Here is a 20,690-nt window from a genome sequence, read left to right as displayed (position 1 = left end):
TTATGGCAAACACATACTATACACCAGGCGTGTATATTGAAGAGATCTCCAAGTTCCCCCCATCCATCACCGCGGTGGAAACAGCTATTCCTGCGTTTATCGGCTTTACAGAGCAGGCTATTGTAGATGGTAAATCTGTAGTGGGTACACCCGTACGTATCAGCTCACTGCTGGAGTATGAAAATATCTTCGGCGGCCCGCAGAAAGAAGTGAACCTGATCGTTACGATCACTACCAGTGATACGTCAGGCACACGTTATACTGTAAGCTATGATGATGCAGATGGCAAAGGTCTGTCCAAACACATCATGTACTATTCCCTGCAACAGTTCTATGCAAATGGTGGTGGCCCATGCTACATCATCTCTGTAGGACCTTACCTGGATTTAGGTACCCCCATCACGGATTCGGAGCCATTCCTGGATGCACTGACCGAGCTGAGAAAACAGGATGAACCTACGCTCATCGTGTTCCCAGAAGGACAGAATCTGCCACAGGATACTTACAAAACACTGCTGGAAGCTGCGCTGACACAGTGCTTTGACCTCAAGGACCGTTTTGTGATCATGGACCTGTTTGATAGTGGTCTCACATTGAAAACTGAAGGAGAGATCCTGGCGGCTGCAAATGCATTCCGCGATGCTATCTCCCTGAGCGCACCTTACACCAGCTATGGCGCTGTATATTTCCCTAACATCCGCTCTACATTCGACTATGCGTATGATGAAAATACAGTGACGATCGTAGGTGGCAGTGCTCCTAATTTCGCCGGACTGAATAACCTGGATAAGGCAAACGTTAAGCTGGCGATCTCTAACTTTTCTATCATACTACCTCCATCCGCATCTGTTGCCGGTGTTTACGCCCGTGTTGACAATGCACGTGGTGTATGGAAGGCACCGGCTAATGAAGGTTTGCTGGCAGTATCAGGTGTAACCTGTGAGATCAGCGACCAGATCCAGCGTAACCTGAACGTGGATGTGAACGCAGGTAAATCTGTGAACGCTATCCGTTTCTTCCCTGGCAGAGGTATTAAGATCTGGGGTGCACGCACACTGGATGGTAACTCTAATGAATGGCGCTATGTATCTGTACGTCGCTATTTCAACATGGTGGAAGAATCTACCAAGAAAGCTTCTGAAGGTTTCGTATTCGAACCGAATGATGCCAATACCTGGGTGAAGGTAAAAGCGATGATCGAGAACTTCCTCATCAATCAGTGGCGCTCCGGTGCACTGGCAGGCGCTAAACCTGAACATGCCTTCTACGTGAAGATCGGTATCAATGAAACCATGACTGCTTTTGATATCCTGGAAGGAAGAATGATCGTTGAAATCGGTCTGGCGGTAGTACGTCCGGCTGAATTCATCATCCTGAAGTTCAGTCACAAAATGCAGGAATCTTAATCTGATTGATGCCCCATTTTAATAACTGTAAATCCCAGAAAATAGACCATATATGAGCGACTTTAAACCTCCGGTAGAACAACAGCCGGTAGTACAATGTGTACCACCATCCCCATCTCAGTTTGATCTGCTGATGCAGGAATACGGAGTTACCCTGAAAGATGAACTGCAGCAACGTTCTGCTAACCTCGAAGCAGAAGTGATCCTCACCAATACTGCCAGCCAGGTGGTATGCGTTGAACGCAGAGTTAACGAAAAACTGGCCCGCGCTGTGAAGGAATATAATTTCCTCAGCAACTGTGTGACCGTATACACAGGACAGGACCTCGAAGGCCTTACTGGCACTGTAGCACAGGCACAGACAAAATATACTTCTGTTAAAACTTCCTTTGATGCTGCCGTTTCCGCTATCAAGACTGCAAAGTCGAAGGTAGGACTGGTGAATACACTGGCAGGTAAACTGAAAGATGCGGTGGCCGATTCATGCAACTCTGAAGAGCTGAAACTGATCCGCGAGAACCTTTCAAAAGGAGGTCCTAATAAAAAGACGATCGAAGATAGCGTACAGGAGTTTGTACAATACGCTGAGAAGATCGTAAACCAGGCAGACGACGTGGCACAGGCGGCTGTAAAGGTAGCTGGTATCAATGCCTTCGTTAATATCGATAACCTGGCTGCGCTGATCGCTACTGCTAAAACTGATGGCGGTAAGCTGATCACTGACGTAGAGAACAACGTTAAGAATTCCCAGAAGAAATATGATGATTCCCGCAAACCACTGGGCGATGCACTCAAAGCGCTCAGCACAGCAAGTACTTCCAAGAATAAAGCATGGGTACTGAAAGATGCTGACGTTGCAACCAGCAAGTTTGTGGAAGATAAAAACTGTAACGGCGGTGGCTGTCAGAAGCTGGATGATATTTCAGAAGAAGCAGAAGGTGCATATGAGAACCCCAACTGCGGAACACCTGGCGAACCACAGGAAAACGAAGCATAATAACAGCCCGTTTCACATTATTAAAACACCGTACACAATTTAATCATCATGGCTTCAAATAAAGATACCGTACAACAATACCTGGACCGCCTGAAAAAAGAGGTCACCGAGGCAGACCAGGAACTCGTAAACGCGCTCGCGCAGGAGGCTTCCAAAAAGAGCGCCCTCGAAAAAAAGAGCCGCTGGGCTGATGTGCTCAGAGATCTGCTGGCAACTATTACCGAAACAAACCGTCTCGGTATGATCTACCTGGGTACCCTGGAAAGGACCCGCAAGTACAATGAGAAATCCGGCAAGAATGCACGCCTGTGTATCGATGCTATCAAGATCCTGATCTGCGAAGCAAAGAAACTGCTGGATTGTACTGAAGTACTGAAAGGACAGATCAAGGTACTGACTGACCGCATCGACAACAAGATCCCTGATAAAGGCGCCAATTCCATCATGGCCAATCTGAATGCGTTGAAAACCGCTACAGAGGATGCACTGACAGCTATTAAAGATGCTATCAAGGCATTGCTGGCTACCTATCATGAGGAAGAAGACCTATGGGGACTGCTGGCCGGCGAAAAAGGTTTGCTGTTCCAGGTAGTGGGTTCCTACAAATTAATGACTGATGGTAAAAAGCCTGATCTGGAAGATTGCGCTTCCTGCCATCCTCAGAAAACACCGCTGTTCCCAATGGACGACGAGGCTTGCGACTTCTATACCAAAACGAAACATCAGTACGAATCGACCCTCGACGAACTGAAGGATCTGCAGAAAGAAGTTGAAGTGGTTTCCTGCAAACGTGAATTTGCACAGGCCCGCAAGACTGCACTGGACAAAGCATATGCCGCAGCGCTGGCAGCGAAGGCATGTGAAACTGCTCCTGCAGCCAAAAAATAATCAAGATTTCAACATTCAATCATAACAGTACAAAAAAATTACAATGGCAAATTATCCATTACCCAAGTTTCACTTCCAGGTAGAATGGGGTGGTAAAAATATCGGTTTCACTGAAGTAACCGGTCTCACTGTTGAAACAGAAGCGATTGAATACCGCCATGGTGCCAGTCCCGAATACCATAAGACCAAACAACCTGGTCTGAAGAAATACAGCAATATCACGCTGAAACGCGGCACTTTCCAGTCAGACAACGAATACTTCGACTGGTGGGAAGAGACTGTGTTCTTCCAGGAGCAGAACGGTAAATACCGCAGGAACATCACTATCAGCCTGCTGGATGAAACGCATAAACCTATCATCGTATGGAAGGTGAAGAATGCATGGCCTATTAAGGTACAGTCTGCAGATCTGAAAGCTGACGCCAACGAGATCGCAGTTGAAAGCGTGGAGCTGGTGCATGAAGGTCTGGTGATCGAAAATAAATAATGATGGCAACCGCTAATTATCCTCCTGTAGGGTTTCATTTTAAAGTAGAGTTCCTGTTCGACAAAAAGGTGGAGAACGACATCTTTTTCCAGTCCGTATCAGGACTCAACTTTCAGATGCAGACAGATTCGCTGCGGGAGGGCGGGGAGAACCGCTTTGAACATGTGATACCGGTGCGCAACAAGTGTACAGACCTTGTACTGCGCCGCGGTATCTTCAAACCGGCAGAATCCACCGTTTCGCAGTGGTGTCTCGATGCTTTCAGAAACTTCAGCTTTTCGCCCATTGATCTCATTGTCACCCTTCTGAATGAGCAGCATCAACCGCTCATGACCTGGAAGGTACACCGCGCCTGGCCCAAGAACTGGAAGGTGGCAGACTTCAATGCCGACAAAGGTGAAGTGGTCATTGAAACATTTGAACTGAATTACAACTATTTCAACGTGGAATAGCAACTTAAAAACCAGGCCCCATGCCAGTAGAGATAAGAGAAATGGTCATCAAGGTAGCCGTCGATGAAGCTGCCGGTAACAAAGGTAATGCAGGCGGCAGCAATGGACAGCAGGAGGGATCTCCTGATGCCATCATAAAAGCCTGTGTGGAAAAAGTGCTGGAAATCCTGAAAGATCAAAGAGAACGCTGATGGCAAATAAAGAAACCGCGAATGTAGAGAAGATCGTCATCCGGCCCTTCCTCAATCCGAAACAGGACAAATCAGCCGGCGCCGATTTTACCATCCCCATTAACCCGGAAAGTTATGCCCAGTCCTATAAAATAGAGGCTAAAGACAAATCTACCGGCGGTAATCAGGGGAGCGCTCCGGAATACAAGTTCACCGCACCGGAACAGCTTAAACTGGATTTCACCCTGGACAATACCGGTACCATTGAAGGAAATATCCTGAATGGCACCGAAATAAAGGACCAGGTGGATAAACTGCTGAATGTCGTGTACAGGATGCAGGGCGAGGCGCACAAGCCAGCCATCCTGAAGATCCAGTGGGGGCTGTTCACCTTTGACTGTATCCTTGCTACCCTGGATATCAATTATGTGCTTTTTAAGCCCAATGGGGAGCCTTTAAGGGCGAAGGTGAGTGCTTCGTTCACTCAGTATGTTGAGCCCAAAAAACGGGTCGCAAAAGAGGATAAACACTCACCGGACCTTTTCCGTAGTGTAAGGGTGGCCGACGGCGATACTTTGCCGCTGCTCTGTTACAAAAGCTACGGAGACCCTGCCCTGTACATGCAGGTAGCTTATTACAATGAACTGGTCAGCGTACGGAAACTGCGTACGGATGATGAACTGGGTTTCCCGCCGGTGAAAAACTCCGGGACTCAAAAAACTTCCTGAACATGGCGAACGAAGAAAACATAGTCACAGACGAACGGAATATACCCGCTACCCCGGATACCTACGATTACACCAGTATAGAGGTGCTGATCAATGGTAATAGGGTGAGTGAGCCTTCCTATAATCTGCGTTCAGTATCTGTTGTGAAGGAAGCGAACCAGATCCCATACGCCAGGATCCAGTACCTGGACGGTGATACATCACAGGAAAAATTTGCCGTGAGTGAAGCGGCTGATTTTATTCCCGGCAATAAAGTCGAGATACAGGTAGGACGGGACGGAAAGAACGTCAGTGTTTTCAAGGGTATCATCGTGAAGCATGGCATCAAGGCCAGCGAGAACGGTAATGCCTGTCTGTACCTCGATTGCAGGGATGAAGCTGTATCACTCACGCTGGGCAGGAAGAATAAATACTTCAGGGACATGACCGACAGCGATGCCCTGCAGAAAGTGCTGGGCAGTAAGTCAGGTACACTGGCATCCACTTCCGTAACGCATAAGGAGCTGGTTCAGTTCTATTGCACCGACTGGGACTTTGCCCTGAGTCGTGCGGAAATGAACAGCTGTATCCTGCTGGTGCAGGACGGTAAGGTGAATATGGTGAAACCGGCACTTGGTTCTCCCACCCTGACACTGGTGTATGGCGCTACCATCGAGGAATTCGATGCTGAAATAGACGCCCGTACCCAATGGCAGGAAGTAAGCGCCAGTTCCTGGAGTTACAAGGACCAGGCGGTGAAGGAAAACTCCACATCGAGTGTGTCTTTCAAGGAGGCGGGCAATCTTTCGGGCAGCTCACTGGCAAAAGCAGTGTCACCAGCCAAGCTGGAACTGCGGCACAGCGGCCTGGTAAGCGAACCTGAACTGAAAGCCTGGACTGAATCTGTGATGCTGAAAAGCAGGATGTCCAAGATCCGCGGGCGTGCCAAAATAAAGGGCTCACCTGCTACGAAACCCGGCGATACCATTGAGCTGAAAGGGCTGGGAAAGCGCTTTGACGGCCAGGTATACGTGAGTGGCGTACGTCATGAATACGTGGATGGCATCTGGCAAACGCATTTGCAGTTCGGTATCTCTCCTGAATGGTTCCATCATAAACCTGAACTGATTGAAACTCCTGCCGCAGGCATGCTGCCTGCTGTACATGGTTTGCAGATAGGTGTGGTGGTGCAGCTGGAGAGCGATCCTGACGGAGAAGACCGCATCCTGGTGAAGATGCCGCTGACAGATAACAACGATAAAGGTACCTGGGCCCGCGTGGCATCACTGGATGCAGGCAAGGAACGGGGCTACTTCTTCCGTCCTGAAATAGGCGATGAAGTGATCGTTGGTTTCGTTAATGGCGATCCCCGTTTTGCGGTGGTGCTTGGCATGCTGCATAGCAGCAACAAACCGGCGCCGGTGCAGGCACAGGATACAAATCATATCAAAGGCCTTGTGACCCGCAGCAAGATGAAAACCATGTTTGATGATGAGAACAAGGTGATGAAGATGGAAACGCCGGCAGGCAATTTCATTGAGCTGAGTGAGAAAGATAAAGCGATCACCATCCAGGATCAGCATGGTAACATGATCAAAATGGAATCAGGTGGTATTACCATTAAGAGTCCGAAGGATATTAAGATGGAAGCTGGCGCTGCTTTCACCCTGAAGGCTGCTACAGACATCAAAATTGAAGGTGCCACTATTTCCGGAAAAGCAAGTACCACATTGGAACTGAACGGGCAGGCCAAAGCAAAGGTCGCGTCTTCAGCCATGCTGGAACTGACAGGTGGAATGGTGAAGATTAACTAAAAGATTAAAGAATACAGATAATGCCCCCGGCAGCAAGAATATCAGATATGCATGTTTGTCCCATGGTAACAGGAGTAGTACCGCATGTAGGCGGTCCTGTTTCCGGACCGGGCGTGCCTACGGTGCTGATAGGCGGAATGCCTGCAGCAACGGTAGGAGACATGCTGGTGTGTACCGGTCCGCCGGATGTGATAGTAAAAGGTTCCGCCACAGTGCTGATAGGAGGTAAGCCTGCAGCCCGTATGGGCGATACGACAGCGCACGGCGGTTCTATCGTATTAGGATGTCCCACAGTGATGATAGGAGGTTAACATAGATGCTAAAAAGATTTGTATATGCTCGACGCAAAAGATTTTCTGGGCTGCGGTTGGTCTTTTCCCCCCACCTTCCGCAAAGACAATGACGACAAAGATTGTTACGCCTTAATGGCCGTAGGGCGGGAGGATATAGAACAAAGCCTTCATATTCTTTTGTCGACCAGCCTGGGCGAGCGGGTGATGCTGCCCCAGTTTGGTTGTAACCTGGCAGATTATCAGTTTGAATCCATGAGCAATACACTGATCGGTTTCATTACAGACCTGGTAACAAATGCCATCCTATACTACGAAGCAAGAATAAAAACCGATAAGATCACTGTATCGCAGTCTGACTCGTGGGACGCTATACAGGGATGTTTACGGATCAATATTGATTATACCATCAGGGCCACTAATTCCCGGTACAACTATGTATATGACTTCTATATACAGGAAGGTCGTTCAGAAGGAATAAATGCAGCCATAGCAATAAGATAATGAATGCTTCAGAAAACATATCGAATAACCTGGTACGCGATGGTGTAAGCCAGTTGCAGCGCAAAATGGAAGCGCTGTCAACGGATAAAGTGCAGATAGACGAACGTAGTACAGCCCAGTTACTGGGGTTCCTGTACCGCTACGCCAGGTATGTACTTTACTATGATGATACCGATCAGCCGTTCCGCAGGGCCGACACTACGCTGACGTCCCGCGGGGACTGGCAGGATTTCTTCCGCAGTAATCCGCCTTTCCAGTATGCCGCTATCCAGCAGTTTGATACTGCCGGTTTTGATGCAGCATATCAGAAGGCAAGGACAGACCTGTCGCAGCAATTGCCGGCAGACCAGTTCTGGTCCATGTTCTTCCGTATCCTGGATATGGTGATGCAGCTGAATAGCTGGCATACACAACTGGATAGCTCTACAGGACTCAGTGGTATGCTGGGCGCATTGGTAACGTCGGATTTCAGTAAGGCTTTATACCGCCTTATTGCTATTGCGAATACCATGGTAGACGCGGAAAATCCACTGCCCGAAGAAGCGGTGAACAATATCGCCATCCTGCGGCAGAACAGTGGCTGGGCGCTCACAATGGATAAGCTGATTGCGAAAGATGCTTACCTGGTAAGACTGAGCAGCTATCCCCGCCGTAAAAGAGAAAAAGTACTGACACAGCTGGATGAGCTGTTTGTCATCTTCTATAAAGGCATCCTGCAGGTACAGGATTTTGCCGTGAAAGATTTTGATGCGGTGCTGAAGGGGCAGCAGAAACATCAACCACATGTTGGCTTACTGTATGCTTTCCTGGAGCTCTTCGCACAGGTGAAAACGCAGATGAACACCATCGGTCGTCAGCACCTGAACTTCTTCTATGAAGAGGTACTGCGACTGAAAAAGAAACCGCTTACGCCAGATCATGTGCACATTGTAGCCGAACTGGCTAAACAGCTGCCTGATTACCTGCTGAAGGAAGACACGGCATTAAAGGCCGGTAAAGATGCTACAGGTAAAGATGTCAGCTTCTTTACGGAGGAAGATGTGGTACTGAATAAAGCGAAGGTGAACCAACTGCGTACGCTTTTCAAAGATGATAAAGCAAACGTGTATGTGGCGCCTGTTGCTGCCAGTGCTGATGGATTGGGAGAAGGTTTCCGTAACCCTGCTTACAATAGCTGGCCGCTGTTAGGTGCAGCTGAGTATGTAAGCAAGAATAATCCGCAGGCAGGGGTTACGCATTTCCCTTTTGCTACCACCGGATTATTGCTCGCTTCGCCGGTATTGTTGTTGAAAGAAGGTACCCGTAATGTGACGGTTATTATTGAGCTGTCATCATTGGGTGATAAAGCTGCGCAGCTGGCAGCCTTGCTGAATAAGCCTTTCTACCTGCTGAATGAGGACGTATTGAAGGCCATGCAAAAGAAGGCCATCGATAAAGGTAGTCTGGCTGCTATCCGCACCAAAATGAAGAGTGCGGGTATTACGGAGATATGGCTGGAAGATGGAATAGCCGAACGTGATTTTGCTACCTATACGGGTATTGGTCCGCAGCAATTGCAGGACGCGAAAGATATTGCACGCAGGAGATTGTTGCAGGTAGATTGTACGACTGAAGAAGGCTGGTATCCTGCCCCGGCGATCACTACGTCACTGGTGGACAACAACAAGCTGACCCTGAACTTTGTACTGGCTGCTGATGCGCCTGCATTGATTGCTCCGGCGCCTGATGTTGTAAAAGCGACTTATCCTGTAAGTGATCCGCTGTTGCGCATTCTCTTCAATCACAGTCTGCATTATTACCTCGCAGAGACAGCGGAGCCATGGTATGATATATTAAGCAACCTGGTTATTCAGAATACGACTGTCAATGTACATGTGACTAATGTAAAGAACCTGCTGATCGGTAATGATGAAGGGCCATTGGATCCTAATGGGAAGTTCCTTCCTTTTACCAGTATTCCTAAAGTAGGCAGCAACTTCTACATTGGTAGTGATGAAGTGTTCAGAAAACGGTTAACGGATCTGAAAGTGCATATGGAGTGGGAGGGATATCCTGATGACTTTGAAAAACATTATGCCGCTTATAACCTGCCGGGGATCAACAATGCTTATTTTAAGGCAGACCTGGAACGTTTGAATAACGGCATCTGGGAAGGTATTGGCGGAGGCGCTGGAACACTGCTGTTCGACGAGGATGGTGGTCATCATCTTCAGCGGAAGAGAGATATTGATATTCCGGAGACGGAAAAGATACCACTGCTGACACAGTCTGCTCCCTTGCTACCTTATAGCAATGCTGCGCTGTATGGATTCCTGCGCCTGAAACTGGTGAATAATTTCAAGCACGATGAGTATCCGGGTATCCTGGGCTCACAGTTGCTGAAAGTAGGTAACCTGCGACTGGATGATATAAAGGCGAAGGCGGGCACTCTTTTAACTTCGGCTGTTGGTACGCATGTACAGACGGGCCTCACGCTGGGCAAGGCAAACCTCATTACAAAAGATTCTTCAGATACGGATTTTAGTAACCTGAGAGGTGCTGCTGGTACTGCAAATACCAGCGCTGGTGGTACTGAAAGTCTTGCCAATGATATGAACACCTTTGTAGGTAATAATGTTGGTTCCTTAATAGCACTCCCGCTGCCGCCATATACGCCTACTATTAAAGGCTTTTCCCTGGAGTATGATGCAACAGCTACTGGTGCTGATGTTACCCTGCTGCATCAGTATCCTTATGAAGAAGGCAATTATAAAACTTTGTCTTCCGGCGCTACCGCGAGCTTCATGCCTGTGTATGATGATGAAGGTACGCTTTATATAGGACTGGAACAGGCTGTGCCGGGCACCAACGTAGCATTGTTATTCCAGCTGGCAGAGTTCACTGCGAATCCTGATATCCGCAGGGCAGACATACAATGGCATTATATGTCAGGTAACGAATGGTTGCCTCTGGAGAAGAATACGCAGATCATCAGTGATACAACGAAAGAGATGCTGGTGTCAGGTATCGTTACCATTGCATTGCCATGGGATGCAGATACGACTCATACGGTATTGCCATCTGGTTTGCACTGGTTGCGCATCACCACACATCAGTATTCTGCAGCAGTATGCGAAGGCATTGCTGTGATGGCACAGGCTGCGGTGGCGGTATTCCGCAGCCAGGAGAATGATCCTGCCAGAGTGAATACAGCATTAGCGGCATCAGCCATCAGTGGTTTGGTAGTGCCTGATGCAATGATCTCGAAGATCAGTCAGCCTTATCCCTCTTTTGGAGGCAGAAAAGAAGAAGCGGCTGACGAGTTCTATACCCGCGTCAGTGAACGTTTACGCCACAAAGGAAGGGCCATCAATGTGTTCGACTATGAGCGCATTATCCTGGATGCATTCCCTGAGATCTCCAAGATCAAATGTATTCCGCACAGTAAGATGTGCCGCGATGCACAGGGTAATATCACACAGTTGCAGTCGCCCGGTTGGGTAACACTGGCCGTGATCCCGCAGATAGATAACTATCCTGCAGATGAGCGGTTCAGTCCTAAGGTAAGCCGTATCATCCTGGAAAGGGTTAGCGAATACCTGCGTACACGTACATCGGTATTTGCAAAGGTGCAGGTCATCAATCCTGTATACCAGCCTATCAGCTTCAAGGGTAACATCCGCCTGAGAGCCGGAAGAGATGCGAATTTCTATCAGAAGAAACTGAACAGCGAGGTATTGGCTTATCTGTCGCCGTGGATCAACAGTGGCGCACAGAACATCGTATTCGGTGGTACACTGATGATGTCGTCTGTATTACAGTTCATCGAAAATCGTGAGTACGTAGACTATGTTACCGACTTCACGATGTTCGTGAGAAGCGGCGGCATAGATGGTCCACCGGTAAAGGCTGTTACAGCCGATACGCCATGGTCTGTACTGATAGGTGGCGAACAAACTTATACAATCATTACTAACGATACCTGCAGCGGTGCCAGTCAGCAACCCGTATTCAGGATCAAATAAATCATTCATAAAAAATTAAAAGATTACTCCCATGTCTATAACAACCAGAGCAGCGCTGAAAGCACAATTTAAGACCGGCGCTATACCTACCTCGCAGGATTTCTTTAACCTGATAGACTCTACGCTGGTAAGAAGGGATGATGCTTTTTTCGGCAAGTGGGCGGCTGGGATCTGCTATTACGAAGGCGATGTAGTGATCTATAACAACGCATTGTATACCTGTACACCCGCAGGCGATAAGCCTTGTGGTTGTGATGGATCGGATAACACGGGAAAAGCTGATAAGAGCAAGGGCCACTGTTCCACAGATAATCCGGAAATAGATTGTACCAACTGGAAAATGCTGGATATCGATGCTTCCGATGAAGATTGGGAGATCATCCGCAATGAAGATAAAGTACCCATTATCATGTATGCCAAAGTGTTTGGTAAGATAGGTATGGGAACAGAAGATCCTAAAGCACGTGTGCATATTCATGTGGATGAACTGAAAGGGGACTTCCTCTTTAGTCCTGATAATGCACAGTCGCCTGAATTCGTAATCCAGCAGACAGGTGGTGACAGCACACAATCATTGTCAGAAAAACTGGCCGATGATAAAGCAGTCTTCACCACTAATACTGAAGGTTTCCTCTTCACGACTACTACACCACCACCGGTGCCTTTGGAAGGAGAAGAGAACGCACCTAAGGAAGCGATCAATGTAAAGCCGGTGTTCATCACTACGCCAGATGCCGGCGCTGCTGTGGGTATTGGTACGACTGCTCCCGAAGCGGCTGTTGATATCCAGAACCAGGCTTCTGCCCGTCTCTTACTGAATCCTGTGCAGTCTGTGATACCACAGGCGGTATGGATACACAAAGGTGAATATGGTCAGCAGAGCTACCTGAACACTGCACTGGATGGTAATGCTTCTACTTTCACCACCAATGCACCGGAAGGTTTCTATTTCCGCAGGGGATTGGAGGATACCAAAAACTATCTGAAGAATATTGGCCAGCCAACATCAGAAACACTGGTATCCATCAAACAGGATGGCCGTGTAGGTATCGGTACAGAAACACCTGTAACGAATGTGGAGATCACCAAAGCTAACAGTGCAGGTGCTTTCCTGATGTGCCTTGATAATACCAACCCTGGTTTCAGTATCATCAACAACCGCCCTAATAATGAAAAGCGCAACTACATGCTGCTGGGAGCAGACAATGACTGGGGTGCATTCCTCACAGATGCTTCAAAAGGCTTTGTGTTTAAGAAAGGCGGCGAGTATGGTAACGGCAATGAGCTGGAAATAAACCAGGGCGATGATCTTGTGACGATTTCCGCAGAAGGTAAGACCATCATCGGCGGACTGATACCTACAGGCTTTGACCTGAATGTAAAAGGCAAGGCACGCGCTTTCGGTCTCTATCTCGATACAGATGTACGTAAGGTGAGCAATCCTGTGAAGCTGGGCAACGTGATCGACAAGGTGAAGAAACTGAACCCTGTTACTTTCACTTTCAACCAGAAGGCGAATTGTCCTCCGACAGAAGCGCAGATCGGATTCCTGCCGCACCAGGTGGAAGAGTTCTTTCCTGAGCTGGTGAATACAGATGGCGATGGCACACAGACGCTGGCATATGCCAATATGGTGGCGGTATTGACCAAGGCTATACAGGAACAGCAGGAAACGATTGCTGCATTGCAGAAACGCCTGGATGCCCTGGAGGGTAAATAAACAGGTTCCTGATCACCGATACATTATACCAAGCACAATCTCAAAATGCCTGATCTCAAATATATAACTACAGATAAAGACAGCGGGTTCCCGGAATACCTGGACTTTGCCACGCTGCGCAAACTGGGCATTCAGCATGTTGCGGAGCTTTCAGGCAAGATATGGACAGACCACAACCTGCACGATCCCGGCATCACGATGCTGGAGGCCCTGTGTTACGTGTTGACGGACCTGGACTATCGTACCAAACTTTCTTTTAAAGATCTTGTTGCTGCTCCTGCAGGTGCCGGGGAGGATAACTTTTATACTGCTGCACAGATCCTTGGGAATAATCCCCTGACCATTGCAGACATCCGCCGCATGCTCATCGATATCAAAGGTGTGCGCAATGCCTGGCTGTCGCCCATCAACGAGAATGAAACAGAAGAGGCTTATTCCCTGACCTATGACTGTGACAGTGGCAACCTTGACAACACGCGCATGTCGGAGGGGCTTTCATCCATACCCCTGAGAGGGCTGTACCGTGTATACATTGAACCCGATGATGTGTATGCTGCTGCTTATGAAAAGGATGCCTGCGGCAATGACGTATTCCCTATGGAGACGGTATTGTCAGAGATTGATACACGCCTGCATGCACATCGTAATCTCTGCGAAGACTTCCCTGATATCATCGTGTTGGAGAAAGAGCCTATCAGCCTTTGCCTGCATATTGAACTGGCGGCGAATTATGATCCCGATGATGTGCTGTTGAATATTTACAGTAGTATCCAGGACTTCCTGTCGCCCGCCCCTGTCTTCTACAACCTGCAACAGTTGCTGGATAAGGGCAGAAGCATGGAAGAGATCTTCGAAGGACGTCCTTATGATTTTATGAAAGATGAACCTTTGCAACAGAATGGTTTCATCGACGTGCAGGAATTAGAAAGCCTGGAGATGATGACGGAGCTGCGTGCTTCAGATCTCTACCGCATTATCATGAATGTGCCCGGCGTGGCAGGTGTAACCCGCCTGTTGATGAGCAGCTCCGATGAAGACGGATACACGATGACGGATGCAGCTGGTAATTCTATTAAACAGGAAGGGGAGGAATGGTGCCTGCACCTGAAGAAGGACCATCGTCCTGTATTATCTCCTGAAACTTCCAATGTGATCTTCTTCCGCAATAAACTGCCGTTTAATGCGAATACGGAAGTTGTCAACCAACGATATAAGAAAGGTATTTCCGACTACAATAAATTCCCCAAGCAAAGGGAAGCGCTGGACACTGTTGTGCCTAAAGGCCGTCAGCTGGACCTTGCGCAATATACTTCTGTTCAGTACGAGTTTCCGAAGGTGTACCTGGTAGGTAAGAATGAGGTACCTGGTGATGCGACTGCGGCCAGAAAGGCGCAGGCGTTACAGTTGCAGGCTTACCTCTTGTTCTTCGACAGGCTGCTGGCCGACTATTTCTCTCAGTTGTCCAGCATCCGGAAGCTGTTCTCCATGCGTTCTGCCATGGAAGGTGAAGAACATACTTACTTCCCTGCTGATATCAGCGGCATTCCGCAACTGCCATCGCTGCTACGCTATAAGAAACAGTTGCCACAGAATACGCAAAATACTTCCTATAACGGTATGCAGCTGGCGTTTGAGCCGGATACTACAGTTACAGGACGTAAGGTATACAGCTCTATGTATCTGCGGGATGAAACGATCCGCCGTATTATGAGCGAGTGTACCAACAATAATGTGGTACGTGTTATACAGCAGAGGGAAGACGATGGTAACTGGTACTTTCAGCTGACAGATACTGCGAATAATGTATTGCTGGAAAGCGCTGTTTTCTTCAGTACAAAGATAGCTGCAGAGCAGGCGGCATTGGACGTTGTATTCCTCGCTACCTTATCCGGCAGTTACAGCCGTAATAATAACCGCCGGGATGATATTTACAGTTTCGACCTGGTGTACAGTGATGCAGGGGATACAGAGATGCTCACTGCATTGTATGAAACTTCAGGCCAATATTTCGAAAGAAAAGAAAGGTTCCTGAACCACCTGCTGGCAAGGTTCTCTGAAGACTTCACTGATTATGCGCTGATGATGTATAATCTGAGTGGTAAGAAGAATGACCCTGCACGTAATATTGCAGATAAGGCAGCATTCCTGTCTGCTTACCCCGAAACCAGCGCCAATCGTGCACTGGCATTTGATTACAAGCATCCTGCTGCGGGTTTCCCGGTATGTGGCCTGGAAAAGAGAGTAGCTGGATTGATGGGTATACGACAGGCGCCTTCTGCCTCACTGAATAACTTTGATCTTGTTAAGGCTGAAAAGCAGACAGGTTTCGTTTGCTCGCTGCCTGGTCAGAATACACCATTGTTTGTTAGCGATAGCCTGCATAGCAAAGAAAATATTGAAAGCGTCTTCAGGCAATTCCTGGCACTTGGTAAAGAGAAGGCTAATTACAGGCCTTACGGATGCCCGGGAGAAGGCGTGTTTGGATTCTATATACAATCTCCGCTGACTGCGGATGAATGGATCGCTGCAAAGTATTCTTTTGAATATACGACCGAAGAAGAAAGGGATGTGGTGATGGATTGGTTTGTAGAGTTCTTCAAAGGCAACGGACAATATAAACTGTATCCGCAGACGCAGGAAGGATATTATTTCCTGTTGCCTGACGATTACGGAAAGACACTGCTGAAAAGCAAACATGGTTTTGAAACGCAGGAGATAGCCCTGTCAAAGGGATATGATATCCTGGAAATACTGCAGGACGCTAGTGCCTGGGAAGTAGAACCAGATGTAGCTGCCGGTAATTTCAGGATCATCATTGTACAGAACAATGTACAGATCGCTTATCATCCGCAGGCATATGGTACGGAGGAAGCAGCACAACAGAAAATGAAGGAGTTGCAGGAATACTTCCGCAAGCATTACCTGGTATATCAGCGTGAAGCATCTGAATTGTACAACTGGCAGATGACCCATGAAGGACAAGCGGTATGGCAGGGTATGATCCCTTTTAAGGATAAAGCGCAACTGCCGGTGGCTTTCGTTCAGTTCGTAGAGCTGGCAGCTCATGTAGATAACTACCTTGTAGTACACAGAGGTGGTGGCCGCTTTGACCTGCAGGTGATCCGTAAGGAGACTGGTGAAGAGGAAGGTACACAGGGATATACCGTTATGTCTGTACATCTGTCTGATTTCCCGACAGGAGATGCAGCGCGGCTGGCGCGTGACAAATATGTGAGCCTGTTCAATAATCTCTGGCTGACAATAAGCGGTGTAGTGACCACTGTACCTGCTGCTATTTATCATTTCAAGGACCTGGAATGTAAGCCAGGGGAGTCTGAAATCCTGCTGACTACAGTTCGCCCGATTCCTGATGGAGCAGGTGTGGCACAGGCAACGCGGAATGTGATTCGTCATGCTGCTGATCCACAGCGTGTATCTATTTATACGCTGGATAATTGCCGCTATGTTGTACAGGTGAACGATGATGCCGGACAATTACTCGCAGAAAGCCATGAAACAAACGATCATACTGCAGCAACAAAGCTGCTGGAGAGAATACTGTTAAGGGCAGGGCAGGATGCGCTCTGGGTGGAGAAGGGCGAATCGGTAAGCGCGTACGGATTCCTTTGGGAGGATGAAGCCAGCAGTACACCGTTGTTACAGAGCATTTCTGTATGGGAAAGCCGTGAAGCTGCAGTAACCGCCTTCCTGAGTTGGATATTGACGGCAACAGCAGAAGACATACAGGCAGATCAGCAGCCTGCAAGCGGATATGGTTATCTCGCCTTTACGAAAGAGGGAACACCATTTGCAAAGCAGGGTAAATGGTATGCTTCCGCAGAAGAGAGAGATGCTGTACTGCTAATGCTGCGTAAGCAGGTAACTGTTTTACAGGAAAGCGCCGGATGGTCTGTTGCTACCCTGTATCGTTACTATTTCAAGATCAGCGATAGCGAAGGGCTGTTGTTACAGGAACCTCAATTCTACAATAGTTATGACGAGGTGCGCACTGCTTTTTATAATACGGTGAAGTTTGGTAAGCAGCGGCAATATTATATAAAGACATGCCTCGAATCCTGTACTTATAGTTTTAAGATCATTGGCGACGACAAAAATGTACTGGCGGTACATCCGTTTGAATATACCACTACGGAAGCCAGGGATGCAGCGATAGAGCGTACAATCCGCTTCCTCCAGGATCATGGTCAGACAGTGACCCAGGTGAAACTTACAGGTGCCTGGCGTTATAGCTGGCAATGGCTGTCCTGTTGTTGCTGGTATCCTGAAACTGCCCTTGAAGGTCTGGATGAAAAGCCGGAGAAGGCAGATGCAGAAGAAGCATTAAAATATATACTTGATAAACTGGCGCCTACTGTAGGCAACTACAAGGTGGTGAAGGAAGAAGGCGGCTATCGGGTTTATCTCATGGAAGGAGAGAACAGGATAGCGGTGCATCCTCACCTGTATGACAGTGAGCGTGAGGGCGAAGAGGCCATTAAGAGGCTTGCTGAATGGGCCGGCTTTAAACTGGACCTGTTAAAGCCGAATGTATACGCGAAAGAAAGAGATGTGCGTACGGACCTGTATCAGAGCGGTGATAAAAATGCCGTGATCGGCTATCGCCTGTGGGACCGCGACTATCGTATAGCACGTTATCTGCCGCAGTTTGAATCTGCCGCAGAAAGAGAGCAGGCGGTTATCGCATTGCTGCAGCGTTATCATCGTAAACTGCCGGGATATACTGTACTGGAAAAAGGCGCATCTGTAGTAACCGGAGGGAATGGCCGCTATTACTTCCAGTTACGCCGCAATGATTTCCTGCTCTGGCAGAGTGTGACAGCGTATGCAACTCCAGATGCCGCGGCTGCTGCATTTCAGGTGGAGTGCTGGAACCTGTTACTGCGTTCACAGGCTGTTGAAAATTACAGCGCATGGACGGCAACAACAGAAGATCTTTATCTGAATGATGATAAAGGCCAGCCATTGGCGGTGGCTAAGATCACGCCGGGCAGTTATGATGCCTATATGGCTGCTATCCAGGCAAGGCGGCAATTTGCGCGCAGGCATGGTATATACCGTAATGAAGATGGAACTTTTGCATTCCATATCTACAATACAAAAACAAATACGTACGAGTGGGAGAGCATTCACACTTATCCTGATCCGGATGCTGCTATGGCAGACCTGCTGGAGTTCCTGCAGTTGCTGCTGTTCCGCGGTAACTACTGCCTGGATGATGAAACGGTAGGTTGTTATTATTCCATCAACCTGGGCAAAGTACTGCTGGATATTCAGCATGTAACAAAAAAATGCGTGGGTGAAAATGATGAAGTGAGTGAACAGGATGCATGGGACAGGCTACAGACATTCCTCGATAATCTTGATCCTGATAACAAGAACTTCTTCCCTTATACTGACTATGCCGCTGGCTGTCGTTATGCCTTCCGTATGGTGGACGATAATGTATACCGTGTGGCACAACATGCCGGATGGTATCAGGGTATGGAAAGAAGAGAAGAAGCGCGTCTGGACCTGCAGGCAGATATTTACTGTAAGAGAAGGCTCTATGGCTGGTTTGTGAATCCGGATACAAAAAATGGAAATACAGACCCGCGTATCCTGGGCTGGTACTTCGATCAACCTGGAAAGATCAATTTCTCCCAATTGTGGATGAGCTATAATGAAATCCCTTCGTTTACACAACTCTGGAAATCGGCATCGGAAGGCGGAGAAGGCGATGAGCAGACGTCTCCTGTTAAACTGTATTACTACCAGTTGTTTGGTAAGAATGACCAGGTGATGTGGCAGACGGTGACCCGTTATAGTTCTCCTGCACTGGCAGAAAAGGCAGAACAGTATTTCTATGTCTACCTGCTGGAAATGGCAAGATCTGAAGCCTCTTATTATTACGAGCAGATGCCGGGTTGTGATAACGCTTATACCCTTTACCTGAAAGATATGGATGGTAAGATCATTGCGACGGCGCCTGAGGTGATCTGTGGAGAAGATATAGAGAACGACCGTGCTACCCGCATCTTTAATGCCATGATGTTCCCAATTGTGGAAAGCGGTAAAGGCTATGCATTTGAGATCAATAATATCGAACAGTTGCTGGTGGGCGGTAAGATCAGTTATGACTATACCACTATCTGGGAGTCCATACATGTCTATGATACACCGGAAGAAGCCAAATCGGCGCTCGGAGATGCCAATGGTCTACTGGTAGACCTGCGTAACTATCAACGTGGTGATGAAGATGCCTGTGGTCCTTTTGGTATCACACTGGTGAATCCTGAGGGAATACAGGCGGAACATCCGCTGTCCTATACAAGCATCTCTGCACGTAATGCCGCTATGGAGTATGTGCAGACGGTTATCAGCGCTGAGGGTCTGCATCTGCTGGAACATATCCTGATGCGGCCCCGCGGACAACAGCAGTCTTACGAAGCTTTACAGCTGCAGCTGAACTGGTATTACCAGCGGGAGCTTCCGATTGTGTTGCGTATTATCAGTGAGTCTGTATTTGCCAATGCTGCTGCTTATATCGAAGCCCTGAAGAAAGCTGCCAAAGAGGATAAGGTGTTTGTTGATAAACAGGTTTCCACCATGACCATTTCCTGGTACAGGAACGATGAGAAGATCGCTGCTGCTTCACTGGAGGCAACAGAAGAGGTGATCAAGCTGCTGAGCGATCTGACATTTGTACGTAATGAAATGAAGTCGCTGCTGGAGAATGTGGTAGCCGAAAATGTCAGCACTGTAGTGATCCCGATCGTATGCAAAACAGAAGATGCGATCCTGCCTGTATGCAATGATGTGTGTCTCTGTTGTGATGATGAGGAGGAAATAGATGAGGAAAATGCTGCTTTCTGTGATCGTACATTCCTGGCAGATCCTTACTCTTTCTGGTCTACCGTTGTATTGCCGGCATGGCCACAGCGTTTCCGACTGGCCCGCTTCAGGCAGTTCTTCGAAGACACATTGCGTAGGGAAGCGCCATCGCATATACGGTTAAACATCGTCTGGATAAGCCCGCAGCAGATGCTGCAGTTTGAAAAGGCCTGGAAAAAATGGCTGGGCGCATTATCCAGGGAAGAGAGCTGTGATTATGACGATAGCCTGCAGGCTTTGAATCAAATATTAAGAGAACTAAAAAATGTATATCCGGCTGCATACCTGTATGATGATGAGGGTGGAGATGATAAGCCATTGATCATACTTGATGAGGCAATGCTTGGATAATATCTAATA

13 protein-coding genes are annotated in these 20,690 nt (G+C 48.1%); all 13 read left to right on the top strand.

Annotation, left to right across the window (positions count from 1 at the left end; translation table 11 throughout):
• Positions 1–2: 2 nt before the first annotated feature.
• Genes BLR32_RS12050 through BLR32_RS11995 form a run of 13 tightly spaced genes read left to right on the top strand, consistent with a single transcriptional unit; the run spans position 3 to position 20,681 of the window.
• Positions 3–1,406, top strand: coding sequence for a phage tail sheath family protein (locus BLR32_RS12050; RefSeq protein ID WP_089831931.1), 1,404 nt, complete (start codon positions 3–5; stop codon positions 1,404–1,406).
• 52 nt (positions 1,407–1,458) lie between these two features.
• Positions 1,459–2,403: a hypothetical protein gene (locus BLR32_RS12045; RefSeq protein ID WP_089831930.1), complete on the top strand. Its 945-nt coding sequence runs from the start codon at positions 1,459–1,461 to the stop codon at positions 2,401–2,403.
• A 48-nt stretch (positions 2,404–2,451) separates the two neighbouring features.
• On the top strand, positions 2,452–3,291 hold the full coding sequence (locus tag BLR32_RS12040; protein ID WP_089831928.1) for a hypothetical protein: 840 nt from the start codon (positions 2,452–2,454) through the stop codon (positions 3,289–3,291).
• Between the two features lie 43 nt (positions 3,292–3,334).
• A complete protein-coding gene (locus BLR32_RS12035; RefSeq protein ID WP_089831925.1) occupies positions 3,335–3,778 on the top strand; it encodes a phage tail protein in 444 nt (147 codons plus the stop codon).
• Between the two features lie 2 nt (positions 3,779–3,780).
• The gene (locus BLR32_RS12030; RefSeq protein ID WP_089831922.1) at positions 3,781–4,230 is read left to right on the top strand and encodes a phage tail protein; all 450 of its coding nucleotides are present in this window, start codon (positions 3,781–3,783) and stop codon (positions 4,228–4,230) included.
• Between the two features lie 20 nt (positions 4,231–4,250).
• Positions 4,251–4,421, top strand: a complete 171-nt coding sequence (locus BLR32_RS34025; protein WP_176842246.1) for a DUF5908 family protein — start codon at positions 4,251–4,253, stop codon at positions 4,419–4,421.
• Positions 4,421–5,128, top strand: coding sequence for a CIS tube protein (locus BLR32_RS12025; protein WP_089831920.1), 708 nt, complete (start codon positions 4,421–4,423; stop codon positions 5,126–5,128). Before BLR32_RS34025 ends, BLR32_RS12025 begins: the two co-directional genes overlap by 1 nt.
• 2 nt (positions 5,129–5,130) lie before the next feature.
• Positions 5,131–6,921: a type VI secretion system tip protein VgrG gene (vgrG, locus tag BLR32_RS12020; protein WP_089831918.1), complete on the top strand. Its 1,791-nt coding sequence runs from the start codon at positions 5,131–5,133 to the stop codon at positions 6,919–6,921.
• Positions 6,922–6,968: 47 nt separating this feature from the next.
• Positions 6,969–7,232, top strand: coding sequence for a PAAR domain-containing protein (locus BLR32_RS12015; RefSeq protein ID WP_245705405.1), 264 nt, complete (start codon positions 6,969–6,971; stop codon positions 7,230–7,232).
• A gap of 24 nt (positions 7,233–7,256) precedes the next feature.
• Positions 7,257–7,715, top strand: a complete 459-nt coding sequence (locus tag BLR32_RS12010) for a GPW/gp25 family protein (RefSeq protein ID WP_089831914.1) — start codon at positions 7,257–7,259, stop codon at positions 7,713–7,715.
• Positions 7,715–11,719, top strand: a complete 4,005-nt coding sequence (locus tag BLR32_RS12005) for a baseplate J/gp47 family protein (protein ID WP_089831912.1) — start codon at positions 7,715–7,717, stop codon at positions 11,717–11,719. Before BLR32_RS12010 ends, BLR32_RS12005 begins: the two co-directional genes overlap by 1 nt.
• Positions 11,720–11,750: 31 nt before the next feature.
• A complete protein-coding gene (locus BLR32_RS12000; RefSeq protein ID WP_089831910.1) occupies positions 11,751–13,439 on the top strand; it encodes a tail fiber domain-containing protein in 1,689 nt (562 codons plus the stop codon).
• 45 nt (positions 13,440–13,484) lie between these two features.
• The gene (locus BLR32_RS11995) at positions 13,485–20,681 is read left to right on the top strand and encodes a hypothetical protein (RefSeq protein ID WP_089831908.1); all 7,197 of its coding nucleotides are present in this window, start codon (positions 13,485–13,487) and stop codon (positions 20,679–20,681) included.
• The last annotated feature ends 9 nt before the right edge of the window (positions 20,682–20,690 follow it).

The organism is Chitinophaga filiformis (assembly GCF_900102545.1).
GTDB lineage: Bacteria > Bacteroidota > Bacteroidia > Chitinophagales > Chitinophagaceae > Chitinophaga > Chitinophaga filiformis.
The sequence above is the reverse complement of the archived record's forward strand: the minus strand, read 5'-3'. Positions and strand labels throughout refer to the sequence as shown.

Bases quoted from the DNA above. Each gene is read 5' to 3' on its own strand.
- BLR32_RS12050 (WP_089831931.1), top strand. From the start codon at position 3: ATGGCAAACACATACTATACACCAGGCGTGTATATTGAAGAGATCTCC.
- BLR32_RS12045 (WP_089831930.1), top strand. From the start codon at position 1,459: ATGAGCGACTTTAAACCTCCGGTAGAACAACAGCCGGTAGTACAATGT.
- BLR32_RS12040 (WP_089831928.1), top strand. From the start codon at position 2,452: ATGGCTTCAAATAAAGATACCGTACAACAATACCTGGACCGCCTGAAA.
- BLR32_RS12035 (WP_089831925.1), top strand. From the start codon at position 3,335: ATGGCAAATTATCCATTACCCAAGTTTCACTTCCAGGTAGAATGGGGT.
- BLR32_RS12030 (WP_089831922.1), top strand. From the start codon at position 3,781: ATGGCAACCGCTAATTATCCTCCTGTAGGGTTTCATTTTAAAGTAGAG.
- BLR32_RS34025 (WP_176842246.1), top strand. From the start codon at position 4,251: ATGCCAGTAGAGATAAGAGAAATGGTCATCAAGGTAGCCGTCGATGAA.
- BLR32_RS12025 (WP_089831920.1), top strand. From the start codon at position 4,421: ATGGCAAATAAAGAAACCGCGAATGTAGAGAAGATCGTCATCCGGCCC.
- vgrG (WP_089831918.1), top strand. From the start codon at position 5,131: ATGGCGAACGAAGAAAACATAGTCACAGACGAACGGAATATACCCGCT.
- BLR32_RS12015 (WP_245705405.1), top strand. From the start codon at position 6,969: ATGCATGTTTGTCCCATGGTAACAGGAGTAGTACCGCATGTAGGCGGT.
- BLR32_RS12010 (WP_089831914.1), top strand. From the start codon at position 7,257: ATGCTCGACGCAAAAGATTTTCTGGGCTGCGGTTGGTCTTTTCCCCCC.
- BLR32_RS12005 (WP_089831912.1), top strand. From the start codon at position 7,715: ATGAATGCTTCAGAAAACATATCGAATAACCTGGTACGCGATGGTGTA.
- BLR32_RS12000 (WP_089831910.1), top strand. From the start codon at position 11,751: ATGTCTATAACAACCAGAGCAGCGCTGAAAGCACAATTTAAGACCGGC.
- BLR32_RS11995 (WP_089831908.1), top strand. From the start codon at position 13,485: ATGCCTGATCTCAAATATATAACTACAGATAAAGACAGCGGGTTCCCG.